The organism is Flavobacterium aeripolare (genome assembly GCF_013294025.1).
Taxonomy (GTDB): domain Bacteria; phylum Bacteroidota; class Bacteroidia; order Flavobacteriales; family Flavobacteriaceae; genus Flavobacterium.
The window spans coordinates 337,237-352,226 of record NZ_JABSNL010000001.1 but is presented as its reverse complement, the minus strand read 5'-3'; the positions used below and the strand labels follow the sequence as shown (position 1 = coordinate 352,226).

Here is a 14,990-nt window from a genome sequence, read left to right as displayed (position 1 = left end):
CTTTGTTTGTCTTGATAATTTTAACTTATTAAAATATATCTATGTCTACATTTTCAAAAAATACTGGGAATCCATTTGCTTTGATTCCGCTATTTGTTTTTATTTTTACTTTTCTAGGCGCAGGAATTGTGCTGGATGATTTTTACGCATTCCCTTCACCAGTGGCAGTACTAGTGGGTATAATCGCTGCCTTTTTACTTTACAAAACCAGCACCGATGATAAAGTGGCTACTTTAATTGCGGGTTGTGGTGAAAGCAAAATTATGACCATGTGTATTATCTATTTACTTGCTGGAGCCTTTGCAGTTGTGAGTAAAGCCATGGGCGGAGTAGATGCCGTGGTAAGTTTAGGGATTAATACAATTGATGTAGCTTATTTTCCTTTGGGTATTTTTTTAATAGCTGCTTTCCTTTCTACGGCTACGGGTACTTCTGTAGGTGCAATTGTGGCTATAGGTCCTATTGCAGTCTCGCTTGCTGATAAAAGTGGGGCTTCGTTACCACTTATATCTGGAGCTTTACTAGGAGGATCAATGTTAGGGGATAACCTATCTATGATATCTGATACGACTATTGCGGCGACGCAGTCACTAGGTTGCGAACTTAAGGATAAGTTTAAAATTAACCTTTTTATTGCTTTTCCAGCGGCTATCGTGACGATCCTGGTTTTCTTTTATCTAGGTCTTAACTCTGAAATTGTTACGGTTGATATCGCCAAAACTGATTTTTCATGGATCGCTATCGTTCCTTATTTACTCGTAATCATATTAGCATTAATAGGAGTAAACGTTTTCTCAACCTTAGTAATAGGTACTGTATTAGCAGGGATTATAGGATATGTAGGTGGATCATTTACCTTTATGGAATTTACTCAAAAAATATATGAAGGCTTTACGGGAATGACAGAGATTTTCTTGCTTTCTATGTTAACCGGTGGTTTAGCTGCTATGGTGGACCAAGCAGGAGGGATTACGTACTTGTTAGTCCAGATTAAAAAACGAATTAAAAGTCAAAAATCGGCACAAGCAGGTATCGGAGCTCTTGTAGGTTTTGCTAATCTAGCTATTGCAAATAATACCGTTTCTATTGTAATTACGGGTCCTATTGCTAAAGAAATAAATGATGAGTACAATTTAAGTCCTAAAAAAACAGCAGCTATTTTAGATATATTTTCATGTATTGTTCAAGGTATATTGCCTTATGGAGCGCAAGTTTTATTGATTTTAAGCTTTGCTGCAGGAAAACTAGACTTTTTTGATTTGATATCTAATGCTTGGTATCACTTATTCTTGTTAGTATTTACGCTTATTGCTATTTATAGTGCATTCTGGGACCGTTTAGTAAGCAAGATTTTCAAAATTTAAAAAAGTGATTCTATTTTTTCTAAATGAGATGTAAATTTTTTTTAAAAAAGGAAAAAGTATATATTTGACAAGTCGTTTTTAGCCCTGATAGAAATGGAAATCCTTTTATATTTTTTCTTAAAAATATAAAAGATTGCAATGGATAGCAGGAATAGCTCTAAATAAAAAATAAACTAATTTTTGAATATGAAATTACTAGAAGGAAAAGTTGCCATCATAACAGGCGCAAGTCGCGGAATTGGAAAAGGAATTGCAGAGGTTTTTGCTAAGCATGGTGCAAATGTTGCCTTTACTTACAGCTCATCTGTAGAATCTGCGGTAGCTTTAGAAGCGGAACTTACGGCTATGGGAATCAAAGCCAAAGGGTATCAATCTAATGCTGCAGACTTTAATGAAGCGCAAACGATGGTAGATGCCGTAATTGCTGAGTTTGGAACAGTGGATATTTTAATTAATAATGCTGGGATAACTAAGGACAATTTGCTAATGCGTATGTCTGAAGAAGATTTTGACAAAGTAATCGACGTGAATTTAAAGTCGGTTTTTAATATGACTAAAGCTATTCAACGAACATTCTTAAAAAAGCGTGCTGGATCGATCATTAACATGAGTAGTGTGGTGGGAGTAAAAGGAAACGCAGGTCAAACTAATTACGCTGCTTCAAAGGCGGGAGTTATAGGATTCACTAAATCAGTAGCCTTAGAATTAGGTTCGCGTAACATACGTTGCAATGCCATCGCACCTGGTTTTATCGAAACTGAAATGACAGCAAAATTGAATGATGATGTTGTACAAGGATGGAGAGATGGAATTCCTTTAAAACGCGGTGGTACAACTGAAGATGTTGCTAACGCTTGTTTATTCTTAGCTTCAGATATGAGCGCATACATCACTGGTCAAGTATTGAACGTTGATGGTGGAATGCTTACTTAAAATTTAAAAATTTATTGATTAAAAGATTTAAAGATTCTTAAATTTTCATATTTTTAAAGGAAATAAAAATTACATGACTTTAAACACCGTACTATTAGTTATTCTTTCATTATTAGTTGCAGGAGGTTTGTCATTTTTTCAATATTATTATAAAGCCAAAAACAAATCTAAATTGCATTTGTTTTTGGCTTTTTTGCGGTTTTTAAGCTTGCTTTTTATTTTCTTACTACTGATTAATCCCAAGATTACGAGCAGTATCGTCATTAATGAAAAGCCTGTTCTAGCCATAGCGGTCGATAATTCTAGTTCGATAAAAGATTTAAAAGCAACCACTCAAGTTAATGAACTGTACCAAAAACTTGTTTCGAATAAAGATTTAACAGAAAAATTTACAATTCAAAGTTATCAGTTTGATAGTAATTTTAAAGCTTCAGAGAAATTTTCTTTTGCTGGAAAGCAGTCAAATATAGGTAACGTTGCTAAGAATTTAGAAAATAGCAATCGCAATTCAAAATTTGCCACCGTACTGATTACCGATGGAAACCAAACGACGGGTACCGATTATGAATTTGCATTTCAACCTACAAATAAGGTTTTTCCGGTAATTGTGGGAGATACGACAAAAGTATTTGATTTGAAGATTAACCAAATCAATGCTAATAAATATGCGTATCTCAAGAATAAGTTTCCGGTTGAAGTTTTTATATCTTACAGTGGTACTGAAAATGTAAATGCTTCCTTTTCTATATCTAGCGGAAAAGAGCAAGTATTTAAGCAGTCTCTATTACTGACGCCCTCAAATAATACCGCGATAGTAACTACTAATTTGCCTGCTACTAAATTGGGTACAGTTATTTACACTGCGCGCGTAAGCAGTTCAAATAAAGAAGTCAACACAGATAACAACAGTCAAAGTTTTGCAGTAGATGTGATTGATCAAAAATCAGTTGTGGCATTAATTAGTACTATGAATCATCCTGATCTAGGCGCTATAAAGCACGCGATTGAATCTAATGAACAGAGAGAAGTTGTAGTCTTAGATCCAAAAAATAAAATAGACTTGAGTAAATACCAAGTTCTTGTCTATTACCAACCTAATGCTTCTTTTAAAGAAGTTTTTAATTTGAATAAAAAAGCGGGAGTAAATTCTTTTATAATAACAGGAACAGCTACAGATTATAAATTTTTAGACGAACAGCAGAAGGATTTAGCGTTTAAAATGAGTTCGCAGCTTGAAGACTATCAGGCTTCTTTCAATAAAGAATTTCCTTATTTTTCAACCGAAGATATTGGTTTTGAAAATTTTCCTCCTTTAGAAAATAATTACGGAAAAGTAACTGTTGCTCCCTATGTTTCTGTTTTAATGAGTTCAAAAGTAAGAGGAATGCAAACAAATGCACCGCTACTTGCTTTTGCAGATAACAACAAACAACGTACAGGATATTTATTAGGAGAAAATAGCTGGAAATGGCGCATGCAGAGTCATGTGAATTCTGATTCGTATACGCAGTATGATCTTTTTATAGATAAGATTATACAATTTATGAGTTCGAATAATAGAAAAAAATCACTAGTTGTAAATTTTGAGAACAGCTATAACTCCTCTGACGCTATTACTATTAGTGCACAGTATTTTGATAAGAATTATGAATTTGATGAGAATGCTATTTTAACCATCACTGTAATAAATTTAAGCACAAAAAAAACGCGTAATTATGAGTTTTTAAAAAGTGCTAGTGATTATAAAGTTTCATTAGATGGGCTAGAGGCAGGGACGTATCAATTTACAGTGCGTGAGACAAAATCCAAAGTTTCTTTTACAAATCAATTTGAAGTATTGCACTTTGATATAGAAAAGCAAGCAGTAAACCCTGATGCCGAAAAACTACAGCGTCTTGCCATAGCTACTCATGCTGCTGCTTTTTACCCAGATCAGCTTGAACAATTAGTGCAAACTCTACTTAAAGACGAGAGTTACAAAACAGTTCAAAAAGAGCAATTTAAGAAAGTACCTTTGATCGATTGGTATTGGTTATTAGTGGGTATCGGACTTGCATTAAGTTTAGAATGGTTCTGTAGAAAATACAACGGTTTACTATAGAAACAAACAATATGGATTTTAGATTAAAAGTGTTTTTAACTGTAGCAAATAGGCTGAGTTTTACAAAGGCGGCTGGTGAACTGTTTATTACACAGCCCGCAGTATCTAAGCATATTCACGAACTAGAGGAAGAGTATAAAATCAAACTTTTTGAACGTAGCGGTAGTAAGATTGCGGTCACTGCAGCGGGCAAACTATTGCTGCAGCATACTAAAAAAATATTCGAAATTTATAGAGACATAGACTTTGATATGAGTGCGCTAATTCATGAACAGCGTGGTTTACTTAGGGTAGGAGCAAGTACGACACTATCGCAATACATTATTCCTCCAGTCTTAGCTCGCTTTCATCAAAAACTAAAAGATGTAAAAGTCACTTTGCGTAACGGAAATACTGAACAAATAGAAAAAGCCTTACTGGCGCAGGAAATTGAAGTAGGAATTGTGGAGGGACAATTAAAAAATAAGGGAATTAAATACACCCCTTTTTTAAAAGATGAGTTGGTATTAGTGTGTAAAGCAAATCATGCACTGCTAGATAAAAAAGAAATAACTAAAAGCGATTTATTACAAATGCAGTTCTTAATGCGTGAGCAAGGTTCTGGAACGCTAGAAGTTATTGAATATGGATTGAAACCATTTGCAATTACTTTAGACCAGTTACAAATCGAAATGCAACTTGGCAGTACTGAAAGCATCAAATCATACCTTCTAAATTCAAATTGTGTCGCCTTTGTATCGATTCATGCTATTAATAAAGAGCTTGTAAACAATGAACTAGCGATTTTAGATATAAAAAATGTCACGATTAATCGGAATTTTTATATTATTACTTTGCAGGGAAAATCCGTTGCTTTATCAGACTTATTTATTAGAAATATACTAGATCATTATAACTTCAGGTTATAGTTAATTACATTTTACTATTGGTGTAAATCATTATTTCTAGTCATCTTTGTATGACAAATTACAAACAAAGCAGTTTTGGAAAATAAGCCAACAATAGTACACAACATCACTAAAATAATGCACGGTAGAAAGCTACAAGTTTTTCTATTTGTGATACTTATCATCGTTTGTATTTCAGGGTATGTGAGTCCGCCTATAGCGTTACTTTTAGGATTGGTAGTAGCTAATACTTCAGGGCATCCATTTATCGAATATAACCATAAGGCGACCTCTCTTTTATTACAGTTTGCTGTGGTAGGTTTGGGATTTGGGATGAACGTCAACGATGCGCTTACTGCAGGGAAAGAAGGATTCTTCTTTACTGTAGCGTCAATTTTGAGTACTTTAATTTTAGGATACTTTATAGGTAAATGGTTTGCTATTGATAAGAAAACTGCCCATTTAATTTCGTGTGGAACTGCCATTTGCGGTGGTAGCGCAATTGCTGCAATCGCTCCGGTTATAAATGCAGATCAAAAGCAGACATCAGTGGCGCTAGGAGTCATCTTTATATTGAACTCTATTGCTTTGTTTTTATTTCCAGTTATTGGGCATGCACTTAATTTAAGCCAGCATGAATTTGGTTTATGGTGTGCCATTGCCATTCACGACACCAGCTCTGTGGTAGGTGCTGCTAATAAATATGGTGTTGAAGCTTTACAGGTCGCAACTACTGTTAAACTTGCTAGAGCATTGTGGATTATTCCAGTGGCGTTAGTAACAGCAAGTTTATTCAAGAACAGAAGCAGCAAAATCAAGGTTCCTTATTTTATTGGTTTGTTTATTGTGGCTATGTTACTCAATAGCTACCTCCCAGGAATCACTGCGGTAAACACGGCTATTGTTGCTATTGCTAAGGTAGGATTAACCGTAACTTTATTTCTTATAGGCGCTGGATTGCATTATAAAACTTTAAAATCAGTGGGTATAAAACCATTGTTACAAGGTGTTTTACTGTGGGTTTTCATTGGAGTTGCGGCATTACTTTCGATTATTTATTTTGCTTAAAATAGATTTTAAATAAGATGGAGACTGTTTGTTTTTGCAATTGTGAATGCTACAAAGCTAAGTGATATGATGTAATTGTTAATTCTAGTAATGTTATTCGTATAATTTATATAGTTACTTAAAATTAAAATATATTTGTAGTTCTAATATACATAAAAAATGAAAAATTTTAAGTTGAAACGTCCCGCTATTATAGTGGCCGCTCTAGCCGTTTGCTTCCTTACAATCTCATGGGGAATTGTAGGACATGAGAGAATCAATAAAGCTGCAGTTATGGCTTTGCCTAAACCTATGCTTGCTTTCTTTTACAATCACATCGATTTTATCACTCAAGAATCAACAGTTCCAGATTTAAGAAAATACATATTACAAGATAAAGCCGAAGGTCCTAGACATTATCTAGACATGGAAAATTTTGAAGGATCAGAAGATTATCCTAAGACTATGGCTGATGCCAAAAAGAAATACGACGATAAGTTTTTATCAAAAAGTGGGACTTTGCCTTGGCATATTCAAGACATGATGGCAAGATTGACACAAGCTTTTAAAGATAAAAGAAAGTCAGAAATTCTATTTATTGCAGCGGAATTAGGGCACTATATTGGGGATGCACACATGCCATTACACACTTCTGACAATCATGATGGCCAATTAACAGACCAAAAAGGAATTCATTCTTTATGGGAAAGTAGGTTACCAGAACTGTTTGTAAAAGATTATAAATTTACGGTAGCTCCAGCACAATATTATGAAGACGTAGACAAAGCAATTTGGGCAATGATCAACGACACGCACAGCTTAGTTCCAGCGTTGTTAGCTGCGGATAAAGGGTTACGTACAAGCTTAGCGCCAAATCAAATATTTGTAACGGACGCAGAAGGCAATATCGTAAAAAATAAATACAACGGTGTTCGTTACACAGATGAATATGCTGGTAAATTCCATGAAGCTTTAAACGGAATGGTAGAAAGCCAAATGAAAAAAGCAGTTACAGCAACAGCAAGTTTTTGGTACACTGCTTGGGTAAATGCAGGAAAACCTAACTTAGATAACCTTGATGCTTCTTCATTAACAAAACGTAATGCTAAATTTCTTAAAAAGGATAACAAGCTTTTCAAAAAAGGAGACCTTTTTGGAATCGAAAGTGATAAAGACGCAGAATAATTGTCGTTTTATAAAAAAGTTAAAGCCTGTGAATTTCACAGGCTTTTTTTATGTTTAATTTTTTTGATCTCTTTTTTTCTTCAGTATGTCAGATGCAGTTTGATAGTAGGAAATGGTTTCGTTAATTAGATCCTTCCTTTCTGTTTTAAGTGGCTTTTGATCGTAATACAATTGGAAAGCATCTTCAATACCCTCTTTAGGAATCAATGTTAATTGAAATTGTTTTACTTGTTGTTTTGGCGACAAGATAGTGAGTACATTATCTCTTATCATTCCTAAATCTTGATAGGTAGCAATTAACGCTCTAGGCTTATAATCTGCTTTTAAAACATCTTGACCAAAGAATTTAGAATGGTAATTAAAATTAAGTATTCCAAAAACCGTAGGCATAAGATCAATTTGTGATACTAGATTAGTGTATCGTTGTGGCGCAATAAATCCTGGACTATAAATCATGGCAGGAATGCGGTATTTATCTATAGGCAATTCTGTTTTACCAGCGCTCGAAGCACAATGATCAGCAACAATAACAAAGACAGTATTAGCAAACCAAGCTTGCTTTTTAGCCATAGTAAAAAACTTATTTAAGGCATAATCAGTGTATTTAACTCCACCATCTCTGGATTTAGCATCTCCAGGAATATCAATTTTGTCATTAGGATAGGTAAACGGTCTGTGATTACTCACGGTCATCCAGTGATTAAAGAATGGTTTTCCTGTTTTAGCTTCTGCATTCATCACTTTTATGGCTTTGTTTGCCATATCTTCATCACAAACACCCCATACATTAGAGAAGGTTATTTCTTCTGGAGTAAATGTTTTTTTATCAACAACATCATAGCCATTACCTAAGAAAAAATCTTCCATATTATCAAAGAATGCGTCACCACCATAAAGGTATTTGACTGCGTATCCTTTCTCCTTAAAAACACTTCCGGTAGTAAATTTATCTTTATTATCTTTTCGTTTTACTACACTTTCACCTGCCGTAGGAGGCAAGCACAAAGTGACCGCCTCGAGTCCACGAACCGTTCTGTTTCCCGAAGCATAAAAATTGGTAAAAACCATACTTTCGGTAGCTAGTTTATCTAGAAAAGGGGTAATGTTTTTATCATTTCCATATGCTTTCATGAAGTTAGCACTATAACTTTCGATTGTGATTAATACAACGTTCTTGTGCATTTCAGCTGCAGCACTTTTAATATCTCGTAGAGTTGATGATCCATTAATTCCAGGTATCTGCTTGTCTAAGATCGCATAGGCTTCTTTTTCAGGAAGGGTTTTGTAAAATTTAAAATAATCTAATTCACTGTTTACAAAAGCCAAGTAAAAACGATACATTCCGTTTGCTTGTAATTCATTTGTAAAGGTATTTTGAGAGTTTTCTAATTGTGCTAGTTTAGGTACAGCAAATAATGATAGTGCAAAGAGCACAAAATAAATAACAGAAATTTTAAGTTTTTCTACAAATGTGGGAATGTCTTGTACATACACCTTTGATTTTTGAATAATAAAAAAAGAAACGAATCCTGCAATAATGAATAAACCTGAAAATAGCGGAATCACTGGGTAAGACTCCATAATATTCCCAATTACCTCATTGGTGTAAACCAAATAATTGACAGCTATAAAGTTGTACTTAACACCAAATTCATTCCAGAAAAAATATTCGCTTATCGCGTTTTGTAAGATCACGACAACAAATAAAAACACTACAAAACTATATAACCAGAATCGTATTTTGTCTCTAAGTCTTGGTAAAAATAAAAGTAATGCAAATAAAGATGTTTTAATCCCTATAAAGATCATCCCAATCATAGGTAATGCGCCTCCATATTCATTAAGGATCGATTTTCCCGATGCGATGTAAAGTAGCAGACCAATAAACAAACCTAATAGTATGTAACCGTAAGGCTTGTAATATTTACTATTGGATATAAAAATTAAATACAACCATAAAAGGCTGCTAGCAATGATAAATACAAAAAAATCAGAGACGAGCCCTAAACTGAAAATCTTTAACGCGTCAGCAGTACTGAAACTTGCCTGCGTTATAGGGTGAAATAATAACACGATTCTCAAAATAAAACTGACTACAATATAAAAGATACCTAAGTTGTAGAAAGGGGATAGTTTTTTTAAAAATGACATACTTATATTTTTGAGTAAAATTAATTAAACTACTGTTTTCTCGAACTTTCTATTCTTAAGTTTGGCTTAAGAAAATTTGCGTTAACAATTTTAAACTCCACTTTTATAGTACTTTTGAAATCATAATATGCCTACATTTATAATTAACTTTTCGAGAGTTAAAAATACGTAAATAACTAATGAAAAAAATACTATCACTTTTATTATTATTCATAGCCTCACTAGGGTATTCTCAAGATTGGAGAACAAACTTTAAAGAAGCTTCTAGTGATGCTGCAGCTCAGAGTAAACCTATTGTTTTGGTTTTTTCGGGATCAGATTGGTGTGCACCATGCATAAAGTTAGACAAGAATATTTGGCAGTCAGAAGCTTTCAAGAATTACGCTACTGCTAATTATATTTTAGAAAGAGCTGATTTTCCTAGAAAGAAGCAAAACCAATTAGAAGGAGAACTAGAAAAACAAAATCGAGGTTTAGCTGAAAAGTACAATTCTGATGGAATCTTTCCATTAGTAGTGGTTTTAGATGCTAAAGGGAAAGTTTTGGGCAAAACGACGTATAAAAATGTTTCCCCAGAAGAATATATCCAAGAGTTAAATGATTTTATAAAATAAGATAATGAAATTATTTTCAATATTATTTTTAGTCCTTACCGTTAATATAGGTTTTACGCAGGTAACTCATAAACGAACACTTTCGATGTTAGGAAGTCCCTTTGAAATGACGGTTGTTGCTAAGGATATTCCTCAGGCTGATATATATATTGATCTGGCTGTTGCCGAAGTGTCCCGACTAGAAAATTTAATTTCTGATTGGATCCCTACGACTCCTATTTCTGAAGTGAATAGAAATGCTGGCGTAAAACCAGTAAAAGTTCCCACAGAAGTATTTGAATTAGTGCAACGTGCAATCAATATTTCAAAACTTACATCAGGCGCTTTTGATATTAGTTACGCCTCAATGGACAAAATATGGAAGTTTGATGGTAGCATGAAAAAAATGCCCACAGCAGAAGAAATTAAAAATTCGGTGGCTAAAGTTGGTTATCAAAATATCATTCTAGACCCTACCTACCAAACCATTTTTCTCAAAAATGTAGGAATGAAATTAGGTTTAGGTGGTATAGGACAAGGGTTTATCGCTGATAAAATAAAGGCTATGTTAATTGCAAAAGGGGTAGTGTCTGGAATTGTAAATATTTCAGGTGATATCAACACTTGGGGAAAACAAATTGATGGTAAGCAATGGAAAGTAGGAATTAAAAACCCATTGAACAAGGATAAAATCTTTGCTACATTTCCTTTAGAAAATAGTGCTGTAGAAACCTCTGGTAGTTATGAAAAATATGTAGTATTTAACGGAAAGCGCTATTCTCATATTATTGACACCCGCACCGGTTATCCTGCAACTGGAGTAATTAGTGTTTCGGTATTTGCATCCTCTACAGAACTGGCTGATGCTCTTGCTACAGGAATATTTGTCCTTGGTGTAGACGTAGGAATTGATTTAATTAATCAGCTAGCTGGTGTAGGTTGCATATACGTAGAAGAAAATGGTAAAATTACCGCCTCAAAAAATATAGATTTAAAAAAGTATTCAAATGAATAAGATAATCCTTTTAGTGATAGTGGCTTTTGCAATGCAGTCCTGTGTAGCTGTAAAAGAATATGACAAACAGTACATCAATGATCCCGATATGAAACTAGCAGCAAAGTCTTCAGAACGTTACGAAACTACTTTTCAGGTATATCGTGAAGCCGCGGCTGGAGCAAATGGAGGAAAAACAGGTGGTGGTTGTGGATGTAATTAATTGATTCAAATGAAAAAAATATTTTTAACAGTAGTAGTGCTATTTAATTTTGCGGTTTATTCGCAAGATAAGGATACAACTACGGTGTTTAAGAAACGGGTTTTAGAAAATAAAGAAGTAGATTTTTTATTGAGTTATTACAAACAAGATGGAACACATTCTGCAGTAGGTGGAGGAGTGGGGTCTGAAGATTTAAGTGATATAGCTAGTAATATTATAGTATCGATGCCATTAAATGCTGATGATGTTTTAACTATTGATGTGGGTATTTCGGCATATACATCGGCTTCTTCTAGTAACATCAATCCCTTTGAAAGTAGCAATAAAACAAATAGTGGTGCATCAGATTCAAACAGTGCAAATTCATATCCTGAAGGTACTCCGTGGTTAGCGAGTTCAGGAGCATCTGCTAGTGATCAATTGGCATCTGTTAATGCTAATTATAGTCATAGCTCAGATGATAGAAATACAATATGGAATGCTGATGTTTCTTTTTCGAATGAGTACGACTATACTTCTATTGGTTTTGGTGGTGGAATGACCAAATTATTCAATCAAAAAAATACGGAAGTTAGCATCAAAGCAAATGCTTATTTAGATCAGTGGCGTCCTATTTACCCAACAGAATTGAATGAGTATGGCAAATACGGAATCAATTTTCAAAATCAAGGTTATTTAAAGGGAGTTGCCATCTTAGACCAAGACGGGAATAATTCTACAGATTATTTACCTACTGCTTTTAAAAGTTATGATAAGACGAATCGTAATTCCTATTCTGCATCGATTTCCTTTTCTCAAATTCTGACTCGAAAAATCCAAATGTCGGTTTTTATGGATATTTTGATGCAAGATGGTTTACTCGGTACGCCTTATCAAAGAGTCTATTTTGCTGATAAAGCCAATTTTTTTATAGGTCAAGCACAGTACATACCGGTTTATAATAGTAAGGAGAATATAGGGGTTTACCAATTAGCGGATGACAATGAAAATTTACCAAGTTCGCGTTTTAAAATACCCATTGGTGCCCGCGTTAATTTTTATATTAACGAATATGTGGTTGCTAAAACCTACTACCGTTATTATCAAGATAATTGGGGAATTCAAGCGCATACAGCATCCATAGAAGTACCAATTAAGCTGTCGACTAAATTTACTGTTTCGCCATTATACCGCTATTACACGCAAACTGCTTCAGATTATTTTGCGCCCTTTGATACCCATTTATCCACCGAAAAATATTATACATCGGATTATGATTTATCACGATTTACTAGCAATCAATACGGTTTTGGTTTAACCTACACCGATATTTTTGCTAAAGCCAAAATTTTTATTTTAGGATTAAAATCAGTTGATTTGAGATTAAATCATTATGAACGCAGTGATGGATTATCGGCTAACATAGGTACGTTAGGATTCAAGTTTGAAATTGAATAAATAGATACAACATGCACATTTTAATAGTTGAAGATGAAGTAGGAATTATACAGTTTCTACAACAAGGATTAGAAGAGGAAGGATACACCGTGAGCTGTGCTACCAATGGAGGAATGGGTTTTGAATTGATTCAAAAAAATCATTTTGATCTAATATTACTAGATTGGATGTTGCCTAAAATGAGTGGTTTAGAACTATGTATAGCCATTAGAAAGAAAGATAATACAACACCAATCATCTTTTTAACTGCCAAGGATACGGTGCAAGAAACTATCGAAGGTTTAAAAGCAGGGGCAAATGATTATATTAAAAAACCTTTTAGCTTTGAGGAACTTGTGGAACGTATTAAGATTCATTTTAGAAATGAAACAGATATTCAATTATTATCTTTAGGTAGTATTGAAATTAATTTGACAAAACACCTTGTTACCGTTAGCAATCGAGAGGTTTTCTTGACACAACGAGAATTTGAATTACTTTCCTATTTAGTACGCAACAAAGGAAAAGTGTGTACGAGAAACCAAATTATTGAGGACGTATGGGACATTCACTTTGATTATGATACCGGAGTAATTGATGTGTTTATTAATGCTATTCGCAAAAAACTTAATTTAAAAATTGAAGAAGACTACATAAAAACCATCCGTGGTGTAGGCTATATCGCTAACGATTAAACATGCAACAACTTTCATTCAAAAATAGAATTGCTTCAAACTATATTATCACAACTGCATTATTAATTTTTGTAGTTTTTTGTGTGATATATTCGGTAGTGCGATTAACTTTCTATAACGATATTGACGGTGACATAGCGCTCGAAGTTACTACTCATTTGAACGAAATAAAGATTAATAAAAATGATTTTCACCTTGTTCATGAAGATGAATGGAAGGAAAGAGAACACAATACTGTTGATGTAAACCCTGTGTTTATAGCTTTTTTTGATAAGGAGGGTAACGTTTTGGAAAAATCTCCTAACCTTAAAAATGAAGTTTTACATTTTGATCCATCAGCAGCAGATAATGAATTGTATGACACTAAATTATTAAAAAATAAAATAAGACAAATTCAAGTGCCTATTTTTTCGAATAATGTTAGCATTGGGCATATTATCATTGCAATGTCACTTGAAGGACCTACGCTAGTATTAAATCGGTTGGCACAAGTACTTATTATTACCTACCCTTTGATTCTGGTACTGCTATTTTTTATCGCTCGTTTCATCGCAGGTCGTAGCATTAAACCTATTAGTGCAATTATTAACACCTCAAATAATATCACTAGAGATAATCTTACCGCTCGTATTCCTTTACCACAAAATAAGGATGAATTATACACACTTTCTAAGACGATTAATAATTTATTAGATCGAATTGAAAATGCAATCGATAGAGAAAAACAATTCACCTCTGATGCTTCTCATGAGCTGAGAACACCACTTACGGTGCTAAAAGGGACACTAGAAGTCTTGGTTAGAAAACCCAGAAATACAGAAGAATATCTTGATAAAATTACTTTTTGCATCACTGAAATTGACCGTCTCAACCAATTAGTAGATCAATTGCTACTCTTAGCACGGTTTGAAAACCAAAAGAAGAGTTTATCTATCGAAAATCTGTATTTAAACGGTACTTTATTAGACGTGATTTCTAGATTTTCTAGCACTATAGAGAATAAGAACATTCAACTACGAGCAAATTTCAATGAAGATTATTACGTACAAACGGATAATTATTTGTTTTCGATAATTATTAGCAACTTACTTTCTAACGCTATTAAATACTCTGCACAAGATGGTGTAATTGTAATAAATATACAGCGTAAAAATAACAAAATAGAATGTAGTATTGTGGATTCAGGAATAGGTATCGCCGCCGACGATCTGGAAAAAGTATTCAATCCTTTTTTTCGATCTGATGCTAATGAACATCCACAAATTAAAGGAACAGGTTTAGGGCTTTCTATAGTCAAGAAATTATGTTTATTGCTTGCTATTGAAATTAAGTTTACAAGTAAAGTAAATAATGGTACATCGGTAAATTTAAGCTTAGACGAAGCTAAACTTAAGTAGTTCT

At 33.8% G+C, this 14,990-nt stretch carries 13 protein-coding genes; 12 read left to right on the top strand and 1 reads right to left on the bottom strand.

The genetic code is table 11. The annotated features are described in order from the left end of the window. The first annotated feature begins 41 nt into the window (after nucleotides 1–41). From HNQ00_RS01535 to HNQ00_RS01510, 6 genes are all read left to right on the top strand, one after another. Nucleotides 42–1,364: a Na+/H+ antiporter NhaC family protein gene (locus tag HNQ00_RS01535; protein ID WP_173836397.1), complete on the top strand. Its 1,323-nt coding sequence runs from the start codon at nucleotides 42–44 to the stop codon at nucleotides 1,362–1,364. A gap of 186 nt (nucleotides 1,365–1,550) precedes the next feature. Further along, entirely contained in the window at nucleotides 1,551–2,297 is a 747-nt protein-coding gene (gene fabG, locus HNQ00_RS01530) for a 3-oxoacyl-[acyl-carrier-protein] reductase (protein ID WP_173836395.1), read from the top strand. A gap of 73 nt (nucleotides 2,298–2,370) precedes the next feature. Then, nucleotides 2,371–4,398 carry a hypothetical protein gene (locus HNQ00_RS01525; RefSeq protein ID WP_173836393.1) on the top strand — a complete coding sequence of 676 codons (2,028 nt, stop codon included), beginning with the start codon at nucleotides 2,371–2,373 and terminating at the stop codon, nucleotides 4,396–4,398. An 11-nt stretch (nucleotides 4,399–4,409) separates the two neighbouring features. Further along, nucleotides 4,410–5,306 (top strand): LysR family transcriptional regulator, encoded by an 897-nt coding sequence (locus HNQ00_RS01520; RefSeq protein ID WP_173836391.1) that lies wholly within the window; start codon nucleotides 4,410–4,412, stop codon nucleotides 5,304–5,306. A 117-nt stretch (nucleotides 5,307–5,423) separates the two neighbouring features. Continuing rightward, nucleotides 5,424–6,353, top strand: a complete 930-nt coding sequence (locus HNQ00_RS01515) for a YeiH family protein (protein ID WP_173836632.1) — start codon at nucleotides 5,424–5,426, stop codon at nucleotides 6,351–6,353. Nucleotides 6,354–6,512: 159 nt separating this feature from the next. Beyond that, nucleotides 6,513–7,517, top strand: coding sequence for a zinc dependent phospholipase C family protein (locus HNQ00_RS01510; RefSeq protein ID WP_173836389.1), 1,005 nt, complete (start codon nucleotides 6,513–6,515; stop codon nucleotides 7,515–7,517). 54 nt (nucleotides 7,518–7,571) lie between these two features. On the opposite strand, the gene HNQ00_RS01505 is transcribed toward HNQ00_RS01510, so the two are convergent. After that, on the bottom strand, nucleotides 7,572–9,668 hold the full coding sequence (locus HNQ00_RS01505; RefSeq protein ID WP_173836387.1) for an LTA synthase family protein: 2,097 nt from the start codon (nucleotides 9,666–9,668) through the stop codon (nucleotides 7,572–7,574). Between the two features lie 179 nt (nucleotides 9,669–9,847). Here HNQ00_RS01505 and HNQ00_RS01500 point away from each other — a divergent pair, with 179 nt between their 5' ends. The 6 genes from HNQ00_RS01500 to HNQ00_RS01475 are packed head-to-tail and all read left to right on the top strand — an operon-like array spanning nucleotide 9,848 to nucleotide 14,986. Next, nucleotides 9,848–10,282 carry a thioredoxin family protein gene (locus HNQ00_RS01500; RefSeq protein ID WP_173836385.1) on the top strand — a complete coding sequence of 145 codons (435 nt, stop codon included), beginning with the start codon at nucleotides 9,848–9,850 and terminating at the stop codon, nucleotides 10,280–10,282. A gap of 4 nt (nucleotides 10,283–10,286) precedes the next feature. Further along, the gene (locus HNQ00_RS01495) at nucleotides 10,287–11,276 is read left to right on the top strand and encodes an FAD:protein FMN transferase (RefSeq protein WP_173836384.1); all 990 of its coding nucleotides are present in this window, start codon (nucleotides 10,287–10,289) and stop codon (nucleotides 11,274–11,276) included. Continuing rightward, nucleotides 11,269–11,478: a DUF4266 domain-containing protein gene (locus tag HNQ00_RS01490; RefSeq protein ID WP_173836382.1), complete on the top strand. Its 210-nt coding sequence runs from the start codon at nucleotides 11,269–11,271 to the stop codon at nucleotides 11,476–11,478. The genes HNQ00_RS01495 and HNQ00_RS01490 overlap by 8 nt, the downstream gene beginning before the upstream one ends. Before the next feature lie 9 nt (nucleotides 11,479–11,487). Further along, entirely contained in the window at nucleotides 11,488–12,915 is a 1,428-nt protein-coding gene (locus tag HNQ00_RS01485) for a DUF3570 domain-containing protein (protein WP_173836380.1), read from the top strand. An 11-nt stretch (nucleotides 12,916–12,926) separates the two neighbouring features. Further along, nucleotides 12,927–13,589 carry a response regulator transcription factor gene (locus HNQ00_RS01480; protein WP_173836378.1) on the top strand — a complete coding sequence of 221 codons (663 nt, stop codon included), beginning with the start codon at nucleotides 12,927–12,929 and terminating at the stop codon, nucleotides 13,587–13,589. Between the two features lie 2 nt (nucleotides 13,590–13,591). Beyond that, on the top strand, nucleotides 13,592–14,986 hold the full coding sequence (locus HNQ00_RS01475; protein ID WP_173836376.1) for a sensor histidine kinase: 1,395 nt from the start codon (nucleotides 13,592–13,594) through the stop codon (nucleotides 14,984–14,986). Nucleotides 14,987–14,990: the final 4 nt, after the last annotated feature.